This window comes from Rothia sp. HMSC075F09 (assembly GCF_001810515.1).
Taxonomy (GTDB): domain Bacteria; phylum Actinomycetota; class Actinomycetes; order Actinomycetales; family Micrococcaceae; genus Rothia.
The window spans coordinates 1-19,141 of the sequence record NZ_KV801776.1 but is presented as its reverse complement, the minus strand read 5'-3'; the positions used below and the strand labels follow the sequence as shown (position 1 = coordinate 19,141).

General features: G+C 60.2%; 16 protein-coding genes. 12 read left to right on the top strand and 4 right to left on the bottom strand.

Annotated elements, in window-relative coordinates:
- Positions 1-190 precede the first annotated feature (190 nt).
- Positions 191-1,117 (top strand): hypothetical protein, encoded by a 927-nt coding sequence (locus HMPREF2749_RS01320; protein WP_049340935.1) that lies wholly within the window; start codon positions 191-193, stop codon positions 1,115-1,117.
- A 164-nt stretch (positions 1,118-1,281) separates the two neighbouring features.
- On the opposite strand, the gene HMPREF2749_RS01315 is transcribed toward HMPREF2749_RS01320, so the two are convergent.
- The 4 genes from HMPREF2749_RS01315 to HMPREF2749_RS01300 form a co-directional block, all read right to left on the bottom strand.
- Positions 1,282-2,460 (bottom strand): VIT1/CCC1 transporter family protein, encoded by a 1,179-nt coding sequence (locus tag HMPREF2749_RS01315; protein WP_049340937.1) that lies wholly within the window; start codon positions 2,458-2,460, stop codon positions 1,282-1,284.
- Between the two features lie 303 nt (positions 2,461-2,763).
- Positions 2,764-3,261, bottom strand: coding sequence for a DNA starvation/stationary phase protection protein Dps (gene dps, locus HMPREF2749_RS01310; protein ID WP_005508202.1), 498 nt, complete (start codon positions 3,259-3,261; stop codon positions 2,764-2,766).
- A gap of 349 nt (positions 3,262-3,610) precedes the next feature.
- Complete coding sequence (locus HMPREF2749_RS01305; protein ID WP_049340938.1) at positions 3,611-4,267, bottom strand: HAD family hydrolase; 657 nt, start codon at positions 4,265-4,267, stop codon at positions 3,611-3,613.
- Positions 4,268-4,285: 18 nt separating this feature from the next.
- The gene (locus HMPREF2749_RS01300; RefSeq protein WP_049346086.1) at positions 4,286-4,969 is read right to left on the bottom strand and encodes an NAD(P)-dependent oxidoreductase; all 684 of its coding nucleotides are present in this window, start codon (positions 4,967-4,969) and stop codon (positions 4,286-4,288) included.
- A 274-nt stretch (positions 4,970-5,243) separates the two neighbouring features.
- Here HMPREF2749_RS01300 and clpB point away from each other — a divergent pair, with 274 nt between their 5' ends.
- The 11 genes from clpB to HMPREF2749_RS09365 all read left to right on the top strand — a co-directional run bounded on the left by clpB (position 5,244) and on the right by HMPREF2749_RS09365 (position 18,967).
- Positions 5,244-7,853, top strand: coding sequence for an ATP-dependent chaperone ClpB (gene clpB, locus HMPREF2749_RS01295; protein WP_049340942.1), 2,610 nt, complete (start codon positions 5,244-5,246; stop codon positions 7,851-7,853).
- Positions 7,854-8,005: 152 nt separating this feature from the next.
- Positions 8,006-8,974 (top strand): Sir2 family NAD-dependent protein deacetylase, encoded by a 969-nt coding sequence (locus HMPREF2749_RS01290; protein ID WP_070593136.1) that lies wholly within the window; start codon positions 8,006-8,008, stop codon positions 8,972-8,974.
- A gap of 201 nt (positions 8,975-9,175) precedes the next feature.
- Positions 9,176-10,375: an excalibur calcium-binding domain-containing protein gene (locus HMPREF2749_RS01285; RefSeq protein WP_049348924.1), complete on the top strand. Its 1,200-nt coding sequence runs from the start codon at positions 9,176-9,178 to the stop codon at positions 10,373-10,375.
- Positions 10,376-10,693: 318 nt separating this feature from the next.
- Positions 10,694-11,755: an excalibur calcium-binding domain-containing protein gene (locus tag HMPREF2749_RS01280; RefSeq protein ID WP_049348923.1), complete on the top strand. Its 1,062-nt coding sequence runs from the start codon at positions 10,694-10,696 to the stop codon at positions 11,753-11,755.
- 314 nt (positions 11,756-12,069) lie between these two features.
- Positions 12,070-12,792, top strand: coding sequence for a DUF4956 domain-containing protein (locus HMPREF2749_RS01275; RefSeq protein ID WP_070593135.1), 723 nt, complete (start codon positions 12,070-12,072; stop codon positions 12,790-12,792).
- A gap of 118 nt (positions 12,793-12,910) precedes the next feature.
- Positions 12,911-13,831: a polyphosphate polymerase domain-containing protein gene (locus HMPREF2749_RS01270; protein WP_070593133.1), complete on the top strand. Its 921-nt coding sequence runs from the start codon at positions 12,911-12,913 to the stop codon at positions 13,829-13,831.
- A gap of 235 nt (positions 13,832-14,066) precedes the next feature.
- A complete protein-coding gene (locus HMPREF2749_RS01265; RefSeq protein ID WP_070593131.1) occupies positions 14,067-15,764 on the top strand; it encodes a carbohydrate-binding domain-containing protein in 1,698 nt (565 codons plus the stop codon).
- 365 nt (positions 15,765-16,129) lie between these two features.
- Positions 16,130-16,339: a DUF3073 domain-containing protein gene (locus HMPREF2749_RS01260; RefSeq protein WP_005504588.1), complete on the top strand. Its 210-nt coding sequence runs from the start codon at positions 16,130-16,132 to the stop codon at positions 16,337-16,339.
- A 365-nt stretch (positions 16,340-16,704) separates the two neighbouring features.
- Positions 16,705-17,775, top strand: coding sequence for a phosphodiester glycosidase family protein (locus HMPREF2749_RS01255; RefSeq protein ID WP_070593129.1), 1,071 nt, complete (start codon positions 16,705-16,707; stop codon positions 17,773-17,775).
- Entirely contained in the window at positions 17,772-18,716 is a 945-nt protein-coding gene (locus HMPREF2749_RS01250; protein WP_246823475.1) for a glycosyltransferase, read from the top strand. Before HMPREF2749_RS01255 ends, HMPREF2749_RS01250 begins: the two co-directional genes overlap by 4 nt.
- Positions 18,716-18,967, top strand: a complete 252-nt coding sequence (locus HMPREF2749_RS09365) for a hypothetical protein (RefSeq protein WP_246823474.1) — start codon at positions 18,716-18,718, stop codon at positions 18,965-18,967. The genes HMPREF2749_RS01250 and HMPREF2749_RS09365 overlap by 1 nt, the downstream gene beginning before the upstream one ends.
- The last annotated feature ends 174 nt before the right edge of the window (positions 18,968-19,141 follow it).

Sequence of the window (19,141 nt, the reverse complement as noted above, 5' to 3'; positions counted from 1 at the left end):
TTGAGGATGCTTTTGAGATGTTTGAAACCGGGCGGTAGAACTTACGGAGGAAAGTAAGATTGTGCACATCCGCCCTCATAAGGTGCAGATATAACCTCAACCTTTGTATACTGGAGTGCATTGAGCCTAGTCAGAACCATTCTGAGCGGCTCTAAGAAACACCAAACACTCACAGGAGATCACTACACTCATGACTCAGCCCATCTCTCGCCGCACCATCGCAAAGGCAGGCGTCTGGTCCGCACCCGTCGTCGCAGCCTCCGCAGCAGTACCTGCCTACGCCGCATCCAAGGAAACCCCCGGCGTGCAGTACGGCGTGTACGTCAGCGTGCAGAACAACGGCGGCTACGTCGGCTACGCATCCTCCAACAACACCGGCACCATCAACCCGGCAAGCCCCGAGGCACACTTCACTGCCTCCGGCACCCCCGACTCCGACATCAACTGGGACGACGCAACCTCCAAGCCCAAGAGCGCAACCTACGTCAACGGCGAAGGTAAGTTCACCCCCGTCACCAACTCCCAGACCGGCGCAAACGGCGCATACATGTCCTCCAGCGGCTTCTGGTGGTCCGTACCGACCAAGGACACCGCAACCGGCACCGGCTACATCCCCGGCAGCAGCGTCACCCTCGCAGCTGGCGCAACCTTCGTAACCGAGGTTGAGTACACCGTCGCCGCCAGCGCACAGTCGCTCCTTAAGCTCGGTAAGATCAACGGTCAGGCATGGGCCCCCTCCGGTCGCAAGCTGACCGGTAAGACCACCGAACTGGTAGCCTCCGCAGGCCAGGCAAAGTACCTGTCCGTCGCGCAGACCGCCGGCACCTGGACCGCAGAAGTACCGACCGTCACCAAAAACTCTGACGGCACCTACACCTTCAAGGGTCGTATCGTCTACACCACCAGCAAGGCGTACACCATGAAGCAGTCCGGCACCAAGTACTACAGCCAGACCAACTTCATGCCGGCGCAGCTGCGCTTCCCGGCAAACGACGGCTGGGTTTCGTACAAGCAGACCTCCAGCGTGCAGGTCGCAAACCTGACCTACTCCGGCAACGGCGCGAGCGGTTCGGAGAGCGTTTCCGGTCAGGCCACCACCGCGGAGATTCACCCGTAATAGATCAACCCCTCATGCAGGGTAAGAACATATAGAAAACCCCCGGCGGATACACTGAATGTATCCACCGGGGGATTTCTGCATCCGAATAGTTCTCAAACGCTTGAAAACAAATTCCAGAGCGGCTATATACACTTGTCGAGAGCTTATTGGGGGTGTTGTAACTAGCCGACCGTCGTGCCGAACGCCAGACCCAGCAGGTAGGTCACGAACGCAGCGCCAAAGCCAATTAGAATCTGACGAACACCGCGCTTGAGCGGGGAAGCACCCGAAAGCAGGCCCACCACGCCGCCGGTGAAGCCCAGCGCCGCACCCACAAACAGCAGGGACAACACCATCGCGAACACACCCGACAAGCCAAAGATATACGGCAGAATCGGAACCAACGCACCCGAAGCGAAGAACGCGAACGACGCTGCGGCGGCACCAATATCGGTACCCAAAGCCACATTCTCCTCACGATCCTCTTCCTCGCGGTGAGACAGCGACGGATCGCAGTCACAATCCAGGTAGCCGAAACGCTCCATCGCACGGTGATGCGCCGCGTCCGGCTCCATGCCGCGGGCACGGTAAATGAGCTCCAGCTCGTTCGAATCCAAATCCAAATCGTGCGCAACACGCAGGGTCACCTGGGTCGGCTGGGAGGCATCCAGCAGCTCACGCTGAGAACGCACCGACACGAACTCACCCGCCGCCATCGACAGCGCACCCGCCAGCAGACCCGCAATACCCGACAGCAGAACCATCGAACTGGACGCGCCCGACGCGGTAATACCCATAGTCAGCGCCAGATTCGACACCAAACCGTCGTTAGCGCCAAAGACCGCCGCACGGAAATTACCCGAAAGCTTCTCGCGACCGTTAGTCGCCAGGGCGCGAATAATCTCCTCGTGAATCGCCTCGTCAGCCGCCATTTCCTCGGTGGCGTCCGGGTCCTCAGCGTAGGGGGAGCGGGACTCGGCGCGCTGAGCCATCGCAAGAATAAACACCGAACCGAAGTTCTTCGCCAAGAACTGCAGTAGCTGCGATTGCAGGGACGGGCGCACGTGTACATCCGCGTGCTCGCCGAGCATGTCACGCCAATGCTGCTGGTGACGCTTCTCCGCCTCAGCAACCTGCAGCAAAATCTCACGGTCGGTACCCTCGGCACGGCGAGCCAGGTAGCGGTAGATGCGCGCCTCCGACTCCTCATCGGCAAGGTAGCGGCGCCAACGCTTAATCTGCGTGGGGGAGGGGGAGGTAACGGCGCTATGGCGGGTGGCCTGCGGAGCCTCGGTAGCGGTGTTTTCCGGCTGAAGTTTCTCAGTTTCTTCGCCGTGCTCGTGCTGGGCGTGCGTGCTCATAGTTCCCTTTCCACGGGTGCCGTGCGTGCAGGGCTGGATCCCTGCGCCTGATGATGCGTTCATGTCTGTGTGCTCTGTCATGAACAGTGAACCACTCTAGAACACTCTGAACAGAAAATCTAGGACGGCCTAACCCGATAATAATGTTCGCCTCAACGTACTCTAGAGTACCCCGCGGGCGAGGCGAAACGTCGGGAAAAAGCACCGAAACAGCACAGAAACCGGGCGGGTGCACCCTCCATAAAGGAGAGCGCATCCGCCCGGTTTCGTGATTCTAAAAATTCGTGTCTTTAGAACGATGGCTTAGATGTTGCCTTCGCCGTTTTCCAGGAACGCGCGGATGAACCACTGGAACTTCTCCAGCTCAGCGGTCTGACCAATCAGCAGGTCCTCAGTGACGGGGTCGGACTCACCGGCAAAAGCAATAGCCTTGCGGTGATCCTTGATCACACGGGTGTACACGTCGTTCAGAGCGTGCAGGTGGTCAGCAACGCGTGCGCGGCCGACGGGGTAGTCCTCGACGGTGCGCTGTGCGACCAGTGCGCCAGCCAGGCCATTGGGGGTTGCGCCCAGGGTTGCCATACGCTCTGCGATGGCGTCGACGAACTCGCGGACGGTGTCGACCTGGGGGTCAATCATTTCGTGAACGGCGATGAAGCCGGGGCCGGTCACGTTCCAGTGAGCGTGCTTCAGCAGCAGGTGCAGGTCGTTCAGGTCGTGCAGACGTGCCTGGAGAACCTCGGAAATGCCCTTGCCTTCTTCGAGGGTCAGGCCGGGTGCGGTGTAGTTTGCGAATGCCATGATGGTCTCCTTCATGATGCTGTGATGCTTGTGGTTCGGTGGGATTTGTCGCCCCGCCGAATCGTTATTATGAGTAAATCATTTTAAGGAACCATTGTCAAGGTTATTTTGAGTAATTCGTAATAAATTGTCATCTATGTGTCGCGCCGCACTTAAAAGCCCCTGTTCAAAAGGCGCTGCTTAAACGTGTCAGCCCCAAATGCCCGCGTGGCTCACCGCCCAAGCACGCACAAAGGGTGGGACACGCGGTATCTCATATCGCGCATCCCACCCTTTATGGTGAAGCGTATTCAGTTTTCTACAGAGCTTCCGGCCTTTCTGTAGGGCTTCCCGCGTGCGAATCGGGCGGTTACGCCAGCGCGCGAACCGCCTCCAGAGTCAGCTCCTCATGCTTGAGGCGCGCGGTGCCCAGCTCCGCCGGAACCTCCAGCTCGCCCGGCACAACAATGACACGCATACCCGCCGCGGTCGCACTGCGCACGCCCGACGGGGAGTCCTCAAGAGCCACGCACTGAGTCGGATCAACACCAAGACGCTCCGCCGCCAAAAGATAGGGCTGCGGGTCCGGCTTGGGGTTGGTGGTCTCATCGTTGCCAATAACCACCGAGAACGTGCCCTCGGGTGCCGCGTTTGCGGTGCGGCGAGCCACGGAGGTGGTTGCGTTTGTGACGATGGCGGCCGGAATCTGTGCATCGTGAACCTCCGAGAGGAAACGCTCAATGCCAGGAAGGAACTCGACCGGCTGCTGCGCCAGGGCCTCGCGCACCTTCGCCACCAGTCGATCGTTAATCTCCTCGTCCGGCAGGTTCACGCCGCGCTCGCGCAGACGATCCAGGGTGAACTGCATCGACAGGCCCAGGCAATCGAGGGTGTCCTGCTCGGTCCAGGTGCCGCCAAATTCTGCGGTGAGAGCAACCTTTGCGGCAGCCCATACGGGTTCAGTATCGACGAGGGTTCCGTCGTGGTCGAAGAGAATGGCGGCGGGGAAGGTGTTCGTAGTCGTCATGTCATTAAGCCTACCGGTTTATTTCTGGGGCGAGTGTAGGGCAACGTCCCCAATCGTCACCAAAAAATCTGTGCCCGCATTCTGAGGGTTCTTGGCGATAGTGAGCAGTGCATCGGCAACGTCTTCACGGGCAATCGTGGGGATGCCCGGAGTTCGCTCGACGCTCGCCATGTCAAATACCTTCACCCCGCCCTTACCGGGCTTATCGGTCAGCCTGCCCGGATGAGCACGCGAAATATATGGCTGATATTCGGCAACCAGGGCGTCCGCCTTAACCTTGTCGGTGAAAATGCCGCGCATGATGACCTTGCACACCAGGCGCATGGGGAGGGACGCGGTCCGTACCGTATTGCCGACACCGTAGGCACTCATCAGAACGCAATGCTTTACGCCTGCGCCCGTGACCGCCTCCATGATGAGGGGCAGACGCTCCTGCATGAACGTGGAGGAGAGAAACTCTCGCACCGTGGCTTTCTGCCCCAGGACGCTCACCATGACGTCCTGCCCGGAGGATGCTGCGGCGAGCTGTTCGGCATCGTTCAGGGTCCCCGGAATGATAGTGAGATTTTGGTGCGCCCCCAAAAGCGCTTGTGCCCTATCGGGGTTGCGCACGTAGGCGGTGACGGTGTGCCCCTCCTCTAGGGCTTTGCGGGTGAAGAGGTAGCCGGTGCGGCCGGTTGCACCTAGAACCAGTATTTTCATGTGGGTCCCCATTCGTGACTGTGATTGTTGTGGGAGCCCGCAAGCGCCCAGTCCGGTCAGTATAGCAATGTGGTTTCGACTGGGGGCTTTTGGTTGAGGCTCTTTCAAGCGGGGTTTTGGCTAGGGCTCAGAGCAGTGCGGGGTGAAAAACGAAAAAAGTGGAGAAAATTTTTTGAAAACCCCTTGCGAAACATAGTTGAGTGGAGTAGACTCAAGTTATGTAATGCGAGGGGACGTAGGATAGGCCCCTGAATGCACGATACGAAAGGACATCATGGATATTAAGTTCACGACCAAGAGTCAAGAAGTCATCTCGGCGGCAAATACTAATGCTCAAACCGCCGGCAACCCCACTATTGAAACCGCACACATCCTCAAGGCCCTCATGGACCAGCGCGAAGGCGTCGCCGTAGCAGTCCTCAAGGCTGCAGGCCTGGATGTGGACGCTATCTCCGAGGCGGCATCCGCTGAAATCAAGAAGCTGCCGAAGGCATCCGGTGCCTCCGTGCAGAACGCCTCCCTCAGCCGTGCCGCGCTCTCCGCTCTGCAGGCGGCACAGACCCGCGCCCAGGGATTCGGAGATACCTACGTTTCTACCGAAATGATTCTGCTGGGCATTGCCAGCGGAACCGATAGCACCGCTGAAGCAATGCACAAGCTCGGCGCTACCGCAGAGCTCATCGCACAGACCATCCCCAACGTCCGAGGAGACCGCACCGTGGACACCCCCGACCCCGAGGGCACCTTCCAGGCTCTCGAAAAGTACGGCACCGACCTGACCGCCATTGCCCGCGCAGGCAAGCTTGACCCGGTCATCGGCCGCGACTCTGAGATTCGCCGCGTCGTGCAGGTGCTCTCCCGCCGAACCAAGAACAACCCCGTTCTGATTGGTGAGCCCGGCGTCGGTAAGACCGCCGTCGTGGAAGGCCTGGCACAGCGCATGGTTTCCGGCGACGTGCCCGAATCCCTGCGCGGCAAGACCCTCATCAGCCTGGACCTGGGCTCCATGGTCGCAGGCGCAAAGTACCGCGGTGAGTTCGAGGAGCGCCTGAAGGCAGTCCTCGAGGAAATCAAGAAGTCCGAAGGTCAGATCGTGACCTTCATCGATGAGATTCACACCGTCGTCGGTGCCGGCGCATCCGAAGGCTCCATGGACGCAGGCAACATGCTCAAGCCCATGCTTGCCCGTGGTGAGCTGCGCCTGATCGGTGCAACCACCCTGGACGAGTACCGCGAGAACATCGAGAAGGACCCCGCACTGGAGCGCCGCTTCCAGCAGGTGTACGTGGGCGAGCCCAGCGTAGATGACACCATCGGTATTCTGCGTGGCTTGAAGGAACGCTACGAGGCACACCACAAGGTGCAGATCGCTGACTCCGCGCTGGTTGCCGCAGCAACCCTGTCCAACCGTTACATTCCCTCCCGTCAGCTGCCTGACAAGGCAATTGACCTGATTGACGAGGCAGCATCCCGCCTGCGCATGGAAATTGACTCCGCACCGGAGGAAATCGACCAGCTGCGCCGCGCCGTGGACCGCCTCACCATGGAGGAACTGGCACTTGCCGACGAGACCGATCCCGCATCCGTGGAGCGTCTGGAAGCGTTGCGCAAGGACATGGCTGACAAGAAGGAACAGCTCGACGCCCTCAACGCTCGTTGGGAGGCCGAGAAGGCTAGCCTGAACCGTGTGGGTGACATCAAGACCCAGATTGACGAGCTACGTTCCCGCGCAGAGGTTGCACAGCGCGAGGGTAACCTCGCTGAGGCATCCCGCCTGCTCTACGGCGAGATTCCCGCAAAGCAGGCTGAGCTGGAAGAAGCACAGCGCGCCGAGGACACCGCCAAGAACGAGTCCATGGTCTCCGAAGAGGTCACCGCGGACGATATTGCCGAGGTGATTTCCTCCTGGACCGGTATTCCCGCAGGCCGCATGATGCAGGGTGAATCCGAGAAGCTGCTCGAAATGGAGAAGCGCATCGGTGCCCGCCTCATTGGCCAGGAAGCCGCAGTAGTCGCTGTCTCTGACGCTGTGCGCCGCGCCCGCGCCGGCATCTCCGACCCGAACCGCCCGATTGGTTCCTTCCTGTTCCTGGGCCCGACCGGTGTCGGTAAGACCGAGCTGGCTAAGGCACTGGCTGAGTTCCAGTTCGATGACGAGCGTGCCCTGGTACGCATCGACATGAGCGAGTACTCCGAGAAGCACACCGTGTCCCGCCTGGTCGGTGCCCCTCCCGGATACGTTGGCCACGAAGAGGGCGGTCAGCTGACCGAGGCTGTACGCCGTCGCCCCTACTCGGTGGTCCTGCTCGACGAGGTCGAGAAGGCACACCCCGAGGTCTTCGACATCCTGCTGCAGGTACTCGATGACGGCCGCCTGACCGACGGCCAGGGCCGCACCGTGGACTTCCGCAACGTCATCCTGATCCTGACCTCGAACCTCGGTTCGCAGTACCTGGTCAACCAGGATTTGCCCTTCGAGGAGCGATCCGAGAAGGCGCTGGAGGTTGTTCACCAGGCATTCCGCCCCGAGTTCCTCAACCGACTGGACGACATCATCATGTTCCAGCCCCTGTCGGCTGAGAACCTGGGCCAGATCGTGGGCCTGCAGATCAAGAGCATGGCTAAGCGTCTGGAGGACCGCCGCCTCACCCTGAACGTGACCGAGGCAGCCCTCGAGTGGCTGGGTAAGACCGGCTACGACCCGGCATTCGGTGCCCGCCCGCTGCGCCGCCTGGTTCAGCGTGAGATTGGCGACCGCCTGGCTCGCGGCATCCTCTCCGGCGCAATCCACGACGGCGACACCGTGACCGTGGACGTGAACCCGGACGTTGCCAGCGACGGCCTGTCGGTGACCTCCGAGCGTGAGCAGAAGGCTGAGAACTAAGCTCAACCGGTTGGCTGGGCGGACTTAGCCTGTGGCTGAGTTTGCACATTCGAAACCATAAGAAATAGGCTGTGGGGTACCCTCAAAAGGGGTACCCCACAGCCGTTTAACGCACTAGAACCGCACTAATACACAGAGCATTGAGGAGAAGAATGGACCGCTGGACTGACCACCAGAACTTCGCCGCCGCCGGTGAGCAGCGCGAAGAAATCGCCTCCGTGCACCGTGCCGCAATCCGCTCGATTCAGCGCGTTGTCTCTGAGAACGCCACCCCGCACGACGAAGAATACGCCTCCGCGGGTATTGCCAAGCTACTCAAAGCGGGTAAGGTTCTCGTGCTCACCGGCGCGGGAGTGAGCACCGAATCCGGCATCCCCGATTACCGCGGACCCGGCGGCTCCCTGCACGACCACCGCCCCATGACCTACCAGGAATTCCGCTACGATGACGCCGCCCGCCAACGCTACTGGGCGCGCTCCTACGTGGGTTGGCGCCGCATGCGCCGCGCCGAACCGAACCGCGCCCACTATGCGCTCGCCGAGCTGGAGCAGCTGGGTGCCGTGAGCGGCGTGATTACGCAGAACGTGGATGGGCTGCACGCCCGCGCCGGGAGTTCTAATCTGCTGGCCCTGCATGGCGACCTATCGCGCATCGTCTGCCTGGACTGCGGGCGAGATGAGGGCCGCGAGAGCTTGGATGCGCGCCTGGATGCCGCGAACCCCGGCTACCTGGACCGCTTGGAAGGCCGTGACCTGCGCGTGAACCCCGACGGTGACGTGGAACTGGACGACCGCTACATCCGCGACTTTCAGATGGTGCCCTGCTTGAATTGCGGTTCGACCCGCCTCAAGCCGGACGTGGTGTACTTTGGCGAATCCGTGCCCGCCGAGCGTAAGGCGCGCAAGGACGCCATGCTCGCCGAGTGCTCGGCGCTGCTGGTGGTCGGCTCTTCGGTGGCGGTTATGAGCAGCTACAAGATTGTGCTGGAGGCTCTGCGCGCCGGCAAGCCGGTCGCCGTCATCAATGGCGGTCCGGGTCGTGCGGATGCGAAAGCAACCTACCTGTGGCGCAGCGGCGTGGGTGAGGCACTGGAACTCATGCTCGACGCCGTTGACGTTTAAGGTTGCAGGGAGCGTTGCCGGGAATGTTGCAGAGGTCTAGACGGCGCTGTTTCTGCAGTGAATGCTGTTTCTCTGGCGAATTTTGCCGCGCGTGCACTGACCCAAAGTTAAGTGCACGAAAGTGCTATTTTGTGTTGCAAGTCATTGCAAATAGCCCCTGGACAGGCGGATACACCCATCGTGCGGGGATAAAATGATGGGATGGACATTCGACACACTATCACTCGCTTCGGTGCCACCGCCCTGATCGGTTGCGGTCTGGCGGTCACCGCAATCCCCGCAACTTTCGCTCAGAACAGTGAAGAGTCCGTCACCCACGTCTACTCTGACAAGGCTGCTTCCCACATTTCTGAGGTCTGGTACAAGGGCGAAACCCTGAAGATTACCGGTGAGGGCTTCCTGACTCAGGACGGCACCTCCGGTTCCGTTATCGCCATTAAGCTGAACAAGGGCTCCGTCAAGATTGACGGCAAGGACTACCTGGAAGTTCAGGCTGACGAGAAGGGCAACTTCTCCGTTTCCATTCCCTGGCAGAGCGACCTGGACGATCGCATCTCCGTGGACGTCTACCTGCTCTCCGGTTCCCTGAAGGACAACGACACCGCTCGCGGCGGCAAGGCAGCCACCGTGAAGATTGAGGCTCGTTCCGTTCAGGAAGCAACCCCCTCCGCTACCGCATCTGCGAGCGCTTCGGCAACCGCTTCCGTGGTGGCTACCCCCTCCGCATCTGTAGCTCCCTCTGTTACCCCCTCGGCATCGGCTACTGCCGCTGATGAGGTTGTTGCCTCCGTGGACGCAGAGATCAAGGACCGCGCCGATGAGAAGGCGTCCGCTACCGCTTCGGTGAGCCCCTCGGCTACCGCGTCGGCTTCCGCTTCTGTGGTTGCAACCCCCTCTGCTTCGGCTTCTGCTTCCGCATCGGCTTCCGCTTCGGCCACTACTGAGCAGAACGCACCTGTAGCGAACGAAGCGAAGGATCAGCTGGGTGATTCCACCTCCGCTACCGAGCAGGTGACCGCTTCGGCTGAGAGCACCCGCTTCGCGAACTGCGCAGAGGTTGCGGCTGCTGGCCTGGCGCCCATTCACGAAAGCCACCCGGACTTCCGTAAGAAGTTCGATAATGACAAGAATGATTGGGGCTGCGAGGTCATTAACAGCGAGGTGACCGACGGTTCCTCCTCCAACAGCTCCTCGGGTTCTTCTTCCCGTAACTCGGGCGGCCTGGACAACCTGGGCGGCGACTCCTCCTCTTCGAGCAGCTACACTTCGAGCCGTGCTCAGCGCTCTTCCCTGGCTAACACCGGTGCTTCTAACGCCTTCACCATTGCCGGTATGGGTCTGGTAGCTCTGGGCCTGGGTGTTGCTGGCGTGTCTGCTGTGCGCAACCGCAAGAACTCCTAAAACTATTGCCGCTACCCCGTGTGGTGGCGAGTGAGGGTCCCTTCCCCTGAATGCTTTTGAGTGTTCGGGCGGAGGGGATTTTCGCGTTTAACGGGGTGGTTTTTGCTGTTGGGTTGTGCTGATGGGATGGGGTATGTACTTGTTAGTTTCTTCAACGTGGGGTTGAGAGTTTGGGTGTGCACGGCGGTGCAAAAGGTCTCTATGGTTCAACCATGCCTTCAAGAAACCTTCAAGAAAAATATGTTTTGTGAGTCAGGTCATGGCAAATTAGCGTCTTGGGAGCCGGTATCCCAAGCTTCGCTCGTTAGAATGGGTGGCATGAATATTCGAAACAACATCGCACGCATTGGTGCCACCGCCCTCATCGGCTGTGGCCTCGTTGCTACTTCCGTCCCCGCGACCTTCGCTGTTGAAGGTGCGCCTCAGGTTGTCCACACCTACGCAGACTCTGCACAGTTCATCGCCCCCGACGTATGGGTTGAGGGTCAGGGTCTGAACATTGGCGGCGAGGGCTTCAAGACCGCTGACGGCACCTCCGGTTCCGTCCTGGCACTGAAGCTGAACAAGGGTGCTGTCAAGATTAATGGCCAGGACTACCTGGAAATCCACGCTGACGCGGCTGGCAACTTCTCCGTTACCATCCCCTGGCAGGAAGAGCTGCACGGCAGCGTTTCCGTTGACATTTACCTGCTGTCCGGCTCCCTGAAGGACGGCGACGTTCCCCGCGGCGGTAAGGCAGCTACCGTGACCATTAAGGTTGCAGAGCAGCCCGCACCGGCTCCTTCGGAGGACCCGACCCCCGCTCCTTCTCAGGACCCGACTCCGGAACCCACCCAGGATCCCACTCCCGAGCCCTCCAAGGAAGCAACTGCTGAGCCGACCACCGAGGCTCCCAAGCCTGCTGAAGAGACCTCCGCACCCGCAGTTGAGGATGCTAAGGAAACCAAGCCCGCTGAGGACCAGAAGCCTGCCGAAGAGCAGAAGTCTGAAGACCAGAAGTCTGACCAGGCTTCCGACTCCTCCGCAAAGGACGAGAAGACCTACAAGTACCAGAACTGTGCTGACGTGTGGGCAGACCGTGGTACCTCTATTCACAGGGGTGACCCGGACTTCCGCGATAAGTTCGACGCTGACGGTGACGATGAAGGTTGCGAAGAGCAGCCGAACTACGAGAACTCCAACAAGTCTGACAGCGTTTCGCTGAGCTCCGGCTCGAACGACAACCTGGACTCCGGTTCCTCGAACGCATCCTCCAAGAGCTCTTCTTCCCTGGCTAAGACCGGTGCATCCGGTGCGATGACCGCTGCTGGTCTGGGTCTGATTGCTCTGGGCGCTGGTGGCGCGACCATCGTGGCAACCCGCATGCGCAAGAAGGCATAATAACGCCTAGTCGCTAAGTTTTTAGCTGCTTTTATGGGCTCCCTCCATATCGGAGGGAGCCCATTTTTTATGCCTTTTGATACCGCAGAAGATATAGAAAACGTAGTGGAGAGAGGAAAAAAATAATAGCCTCTAGTGCATTTGACCAGCAGATTTACTAGAGACTTCTAACACTTATCTCTAAGTTAAGGGCAGCACAGGGTAAACACAGGCTTGCACGGGAATCTAGATACTACAAAGAACGCACAGCCCGAAGCTGAAGAACAGGCAGCTAGAGCTAAGCGAACATCACGACACGATATCTGGAGCACCCAATGACTATTCTGACCATGGCGATTGCCGATGCCATAGCCATCGCAGCTCTCTGCACCCTCTACATGGTGCGGCATCGCAACCGCGAACTGATGATTTCCTATGCGGTCATCAACGCCGGTATCTTCACCGTCTCGGTGGCGCTGGTATCCGCCGGATCGAACGCATCCGCTATGGGTATGGGCCTCTTCGGTGTCCTGTCGATTATCCGATTGCGTTCCACCGCCCTGAGTCAGCGCGAGGTGGGTTACTACTTCGTAGCCCTCTCGGTCGGCATGATTGCAGGTGTGAACATTAGCCCGGCGTACATCGCCTTCGGCCTCATGGCTACCCTGGTCGGCCTCATCGCGATTCTCGACTCGCGCAGCACCCCGGTCTCTGCTGAAAAGACTCAGACCGTTACCGCCGATCGTGCGATCAGCGACGAGGAAGAGCTCAAGGCATACCTGAGCGCTCGCCTGGGTTACACGGTCACCTCGGCAAAGATTACCGAGCTGGACATGGTGAACGACCTGGCCCGCGCCACCGTCACCTACCAGCCCAAGGAAACCACCGAGGGCGGCACCCCCGCGGCAGGGGAGGCGGCTCAGCCTGTAGCCGCTCAGACGGTAGCATCGCAGGCTCCTGCGGCTTACTCGGCAGCACCTCAGGTTCCCACAGCCGAGGCGCACACCACCCTGGACACCCGGATGGTTCCGCTCCAGCGCACCCTGGTGGGCAAGTAAGACCAGCCGGTATAAAAGCCTCCGATTCACTCCAACTGCACAAACTCTCCGATACCCACGACACGCCGCCCCCCAGCGCACAGCACGCAGGGGCGGCACCCCAGAAGGACGAAGACCCATGACTAACGCAGCCGCAAACATCATTCCCACAGAGTGGAAGAGCATCAGCCTCGAAGCCATGAACGAAAAGGCAGCCATGCAGACCCGCGTGGACCGCAAGTACATTGTCGACGCAGAAACCGCCGCCAAGGTACTCTCCACGCTCGACGCAGACGCCTCCGTCATGGAAATCGATGGCCAGCGCGACTTCGCCTACGACTCGGTCTACTTCGACACCCCGCAGATGCAGAGCTACCACTCGGCAGCCTACAGCCGCGACGACACCTTCAAGATCCGTACCCGTAGCTACCTGGACTCGGAACTGACCTTCCTGGAGGTCAAGACCGACGGTGAGCAGGATATGACCGTCAAGAAGCGTATCCCGTACACCTTCGAGAACCGCGATACGCTCACCGCGGAAGGTCACGAGTACATCACCGCAGCACTCGGCGATATCCTCGCCGGCCCCGTGCACAAGCTGGAGGCGGTTCTGACCACCGGCTACCGCCGTACCACGGTCTTCCTGCCGCAGAGCGAGAAGAACCCGGCCGCCTCCCGCATGACGGTGGACACCAACCTGACCTGGACCCCCATGTCCGAGAACATCCTCATGGCGGGCGTGAATTACCGCAACTTCCACGGCAACCTGGTTGGCACCACCTACGGCCTGCCGAATGCGGTCATCATCGAAACCAAGTCCGGCGTGGAGCCCTCCGTGGCAGACCAGCACCTCTGGGATGCGGGCATCACCCCCGCGAAGATTTCCAAGTTTGCAACCGGTATGGCGGCGCTGAACCCGCAGCTGGCAAGCAACAAGTGGGAAGAAACCATCAAGAACTGGATGCACCTGGAACCGGTCAACGGCACCCGCCTCAACGTGGATGACATGACCGAAGAGGACTACCAGAAGCTGCTGACCGAGCGTTTCGCAGCCGCCTAAACGGCAATCCGGCTAAAACGGCAACCTGGGATGCGCGGGTAGGGTAGTGCACCTACCTTACCCGCACCTCCCTAACCCGCTGAATCCCGAATCTAACCCCGAACCAAGCACAACATTGGCTTTATTCGCCCCACACAGGCAATAACCGCTCTCACACATATTCACATTTCACATACGTCTTACCCCCGTGGCGCTGGCTCTACGCGAGTGGTCACCCAAACACAAAGGAAAACCCGTGAAAAAGAGCAATATGATTAAGAGCGCAACCTCCATTACCCTCCTGGCAGCCCTGGCATTGACCGGCTGCGCGGCAACCTCGGCATCGAATGCCAGCGCATCGAGCGCAACCAGCACCTCCGCTTCGAGCACTTCGGGCACCACGTCGAAGGTGGCAGACTCCTTCTCCACCGACGTGAAGAGCGGTGCGAAGCTTGCCGAGGACACCCACTACTCCGCGAAGGATCTGACCTGGGATTCCTCCAGCGAAGTTACTATCGATCTTTCTAACCCGACCGCGACCGACGGCGTGACCGTCAGCGACGGCGTCATCACCATTACCAAGGCGGGTAACTACCGCCTGAGTGGCACCTACGAGGGCCAGATCAAGGTTGAGGCAGCCGACAGCGATATGGTCCGCCTGATTCTGGATAACGCGACCATCACCAACTCCACCGGCGCGGCAATCAACGTGGTTGAGGCGGATGAGGTCGTCATCTACACCGCCTCGGGCACCACCAACACCGTCTCTGACGGCTCCTCCTACTCGGATACCGCCAGCGGCAGCCCCGACGCCGCCATCTACTCCAAGAGCGACCTGACCCTGGCGGGCGAAGGTACCCTGAAGGTTGAAGGTAAGTACGAAGAGGGTATCCACACCTCTGATGGCCTGGTCATTGCCTCCGGCACCCTGGAAGTGAACGCGGCAAACACCGGCATCAAGGGTAAGGACTACGTCGATATCCTGGACGGCACCATCACCGTGACCGCAACCAAGGACGGCATCAAGGCAACTAACGACACCGACGGCAACCGCGGCTGGGTGCGCCTGAGCGGCGGTACCGTGAACATCTCTGCAGGTGATGACGGTTTCAAGGCTGAGCGCGTGCTTGAAATCTCCGGCGGTACCCTGAACATTACCCAGGCGAACGAGGGTATTGAAGCGCAGTACATCAACATCCTGGACGGCACCGTGAACGTGACCAGCTCCGATGACGGTATCAACGCCTCCTACAGCACCACCTCGACCAGCACTAGCTCGACCAGCACTGAGTCGACTACTGCAACCTCGACTAAGCAGAGCGCGCAGGGTGGCCAGAACTCTGCACCCCAGGCGCCCAGCGGTAGCGCAGGTCAGGCACCTGCAGGTGGCGGTCAGGCTCCCTCGGGCACTATGGGTCAGCCCCCGGCTGGCGGTGGCGCAGGTGGTGGCCACGGCACCTTCGAAGTGGTCGATGCAACCACCATCAACATCACCGGCGGTACCGTCACCGTGAACGCGAACGGCGACGGCATCGACTCCAACGGTACGGCAACCCTCTCGGGCGGCACCCTGGTCGTGAACGGCCCCTTCACCGGCGGTAACACCTCCCTGGACACCAACGGCGACCTGCTGCTCAACGGTACGACCGTGGCCGCGGGTAACTCCGGTGACATGTTCGAGGCGCCCTCGACCAACTCCACCAGCGGCTACGTGAAGATCAGCAACGTATCGAACCTGAGTGCCGGCACCACCGTACAGGTTGCCGACTCCTCCGGTAACGTGGTGGCAAACTACAAGGTGACTAACTCCAGCACCGCACTGATCCTGGTCTCCAGCTCCAAGATCACCAAGGGCGAGAGCTACACCGTGTACACCACCACCGATAGCGTGGATGCCTCCAGCACCACCCTGGCTTCTAACGCCACCTCGCTGGGCTCCTTCACCGCAAGCTAAGCGGTAGGAGTGCCCCTCAAGCTCCGTGCTGGATGTCATGACCGGCACGGTACCCTCTCTGACCCCGGTCTTGTGAGTGAGCCGGTAGGAGAGACGCCCGCCCCGCATTGGTTGTAGCGATACGTCCGGTGCGGGGCACTGTGGTGTCTGGGGTATGGCGTCTGGGGTAAAAAGCCGCGGGTGCAAAATAAAACGGTTGTTCCGGTGCGAAGAAGTGCTTTGATACGCAAAATAGGTGCCGTCCAGCGAGACATTCAGGGCTGAAACAGGGTACTCTATAGTGTAGTAAAGACTGTTGAACGATCCGAGAGCGATGCGCCGCACGTGCTGTTCGCCTCGGACAGGATGAAAGAGGGGGTCACGCCATGGGGCGCGGCCGTCAGAAGGCTAAAGCAACAAGGCAGGCTCGGGAGATGAAGTACTTCAGCCCCGAGACCGACTACAGCGCACTCGAGCGCGAGCTGAGCAGCGCGAAGAAAACGAAGTCCTCCGATTCGTCCCGCCGTCGCTATGACGACGAGGACGACTACTCGGCATACGCAGAAAAGTACGCGTCCTACGAGGATGAGGCATAAAGAATACGCGGAATGATTCGGTGCATATCGACCGAGCGTATTTCATAGATGATGAACCGGCTTGAGGCCCCGCACGGGGTGCTCAGCCGGTTTTTTCGTGCCCCCAGTTGTTTTGTGCCCGCAGTTGTTGTGTGCCCGCAGTTTGTGCGGATGCACCCGGATGTGAGCGCAAGGGTGGGCTGCCGGCGGGGGTCTTAACTATGTGGAGCACAAAGCCAATGCACATGTTTATACATAGATATGCATAGAGCCATCTGGTAATAGAGCGTAGTTGGTAATAAAAAAGCTTGAAATGAATAAGCATACATAGCTTCTGCACAGCTTAGTCATGCCTGGCACAGAGAATAGACCGGCATTCTAGAGACATGAACAACGAACAGAACATGACTCAGAACATTGACCAGACTACCCAGACCGCAGCGGAACAAGCTAACGCAGCACAAACCGCTGCAGAGCAGAAGCTAGCCAAGAAGAAGCTCACCCGTCGAATTTTCATCGGCGGCGGCCTCGGCGCACTCGCAGTAGTTGGCGGCGGCGCAGGCTGGGCGTACAACCGCTACCTGGCAGAGCACACCGAAATCGAAGATACCACCGCCTACGAGGCGGCAGCAGCCCAGGCAAACGCAAGCGCCTCCGGCTCCGCCACCGCAGATCCCACCGAACTGACCGGCGTGAAGGTCAACGGCCAGAGCCTCACCGCTAACGAAGGCTCGATTACCATCACCTCCACCACCACCGGCAGCGGCTCGGACGCGGTCGTCTCCTTCGTAGCAGACATCAAGCTCGACAACGCAACCCTGCTGCGAAGCGCCTTCGCCAACAACAAGTTCGGCCAGAACATCATCGACACCCCCTCGAACATGGCGTCCGAACACAACGGCATCTGGGCGATCAACGGCGACTACTACGGCTTCCGTACCACCGGCATCGTGATCCGAAACGGTGTTGTCTACCGTGACTCCGGTGCACGTGAAGGCCTCGCCTTCTACCGCGACGGCTCCGTCAAGCTCTACGACGAAACCGCAACCAACGCCCAGACCCTCGTCAACGAGGGCGTGTGGAACACCCTCTCCTTCGGCCCCGCACTGGTCAAGGACTCCGCAATCGTCGACGGCATCGACAGCGTCGAAGTGGACACCAACTTCGGTAACCACTCCATCCAGGGCTACCAGCCGCGAACCGGCGTGGGCGTGCTCGGCACCAACCACCTGGTCTTCATCGTGGTCGACGGCCGCTCCACCAACTACTCGCGTGGCGTGACCATGCCCGAGTTCGCCCAGATGTTCAAGGACCTCGGTTGCGTGAGCGCCTACAACCTGGACGGTGGTGGCTCCTCCGCCATGGTCTTCAACAACAAGCTGGTCAACCGCCCGCATGGTGGCACCAAGGAACGTGGCACCAGCGACATCCTCTACATTGCAGGGAGCGCATCGTGATTATCCTGATACCCGCCTATAAGCCGGACCAATCACTGGTCCGCCTTGCCCGGGCCCTGCGCGAACAGGACCCGCACGCCGAAATCCTCGTGATTGATGACGGATCCGGCAGCGCCTACGCACCCATCTTTACCGAACTGCGCATCGACGGCGTGACCGTGCAGACCCACCCCGCCAACAGGGGCAAGGGTGCGGCACTGCGCACCGGCATCGCCTGGGCGAAAGCAAACCGCCCTGGCGAGGTCATCGTCACCGCCGACGCGGACGGCCAGCACCTACCTCGGGACATCTTCCGTGTGGGTGTGCGCACCGAAACCGCCGCGGTGGCAGGCCAGAAGAGCATCATCCTCGGCGTGCGCACCAAGCCCGACCCGAATGCCGGCGAAGAAGGCACCAAGGTGCCGCTGCGCTCCAAAATTGGCAATAGCGCAACCGTAGGCTTCTTCGCCCTGGCGACCGGAGCCCGCGTGGCAGACACCCAGACCGGTCTGCGCGGCTTCACCCCGCAGATCCTGGACTGGCTACTGCAGATTCCCGGCGATAAGTACGAGTACGAGTTCTCCATGCTGCTTCGCGCAACCCGCGCAGACGTGGACCTGGTGCAGGTACCCATCGTGAAGGTCTACGAGCCGGGCAACCCGACCAGCCACTTTAGGCCTCTGCAGGACTCGGCGCTCATTTACGCACCGCTGCTTGCCTTCCTGGCTTCGTCTTTCCTGACCGGCTTCCTCGTGGATGCTATCGCTCTCTTCGTCCTGGTGGGCATGGGCGCTCCGCTGCTGGCAGCTGTGGTCGGTGCCCGCGTCATCTCGGCGCTGACGAACTTCACCGTCAACCGAATGCTCATGCACGACGGAGGCGCACGCCCCTCGGCATCCTCCTCGCTGGTACGGTACACCGTGTGCTGGCGGTGGGTATCCTCGCAGCCAACGCGGCTCTGATGGAAGCTTTGACCGGCCTGGGCGCGTCCCTGCTGGTCGCCAAGATCCTGACCGAACTGATTCTGATCCCGATCAGCTTCGCGGTCCAGCGCCGCTGGGTTTTTCTACCCACCCAGCGTCAGGAAAATACGCGAGAGAAGGCAGTAGCAACCAACGCCCCCTCGGGTTTGCGTGCGGTGAGCTACGAGTCGGCTCGCATGGAGGCAGCAGGTATCCGTACCGGTGCGCGCGCCTCCCAGGTACGCCCCTAGCTCGTCTACCCTAGCGTCCAGCTCGTTAGGGGCGTACCCCAAGATTTCTCCCACCTGTCAGTCGTGAGGGTGGGTGGGAGAAGCAAGCTGCAGCACCAAAAGCCGCAGCGTTTCTGTTCACGAAAAGCCCCCGCTGAGAAAATGAACTGCGCCCCGAAACTTGGACGCATTAAA

Coding starts and splice junctions, on each gene's coding strand:
- HMPREF2749_RS01320 (WP_049340935.1), top strand. CDS start 191: ATGACTCAGCCCATCTCTCGCCGCACCATCGCAAAGGCAGGCGTCTGG.
- HMPREF2749_RS01315 (WP_049340937.1), bottom strand. CDS start 2,460: ATGAGCACGCACGCCCAGCACGAGCACGGCGAAGAAACTGAGAAACTT.
- dps (WP_005508202.1), bottom strand. CDS start 3,261: ATGGCATTCGCAAACTACACCGCACCCGGCCTGACCCTCGAAGAAGGC.
- HMPREF2749_RS01305 (WP_049340938.1), bottom strand. CDS start 4,267: ATGACGACTACGAACACCTTCCCCGCCGCCATTCTCTTCGACCACGAC.
- HMPREF2749_RS01300 (WP_049346086.1), bottom strand. CDS start 4,969: ATGAAAATACTGGTTCTAGGTGCAACCGGCCGCACCGGCTACCTCTTC.
- clpB (WP_049340942.1), top strand. CDS start 5,244: ATGGATATTAAGTTCACGACCAAGAGTCAAGAAGTCATCTCGGCGGCA.
- HMPREF2749_RS01290 (WP_070593136.1), top strand. CDS start 8,006: ATGGACCGCTGGACTGACCACCAGAACTTCGCCGCCGCCGGTGAGCAG.
- HMPREF2749_RS01285 (WP_049348924.1), top strand. CDS start 9,176: ATGGACATTCGACACACTATCACTCGCTTCGGTGCCACCGCCCTGATC.
- HMPREF2749_RS01280 (WP_049348923.1), top strand. CDS start 10,694: ATGAATATTCGAAACAACATCGCACGCATTGGTGCCACCGCCCTCATC.
- HMPREF2749_RS01275 (WP_070593135.1), top strand. CDS start 12,070: ATGACTATTCTGACCATGGCGATTGCCGATGCCATAGCCATCGCAGCT.
- HMPREF2749_RS01270 (WP_070593133.1), top strand. CDS start 12,911: ATGACTAACGCAGCCGCAAACATCATTCCCACAGAGTGGAAGAGCATC.
- HMPREF2749_RS01260 (WP_005504588.1), top strand. CDS start 16,130: ATGGGGCGCGGCCGTCAGAAGGCTAAAGCAACAAGGCAGGCTCGGGAG.
- HMPREF2749_RS01255 (WP_070593129.1), top strand. CDS start 16,705: ATGAACAACGAACAGAACATGACTCAGAACATTGACCAGACTACCCAG.
- HMPREF2749_RS09365 (WP_246823474.1), top strand. CDS start 18,716: ATGGAAGCTTTGACCGGCCTGGGCGCGTCCCTGCTGGTCGCCAAGATC.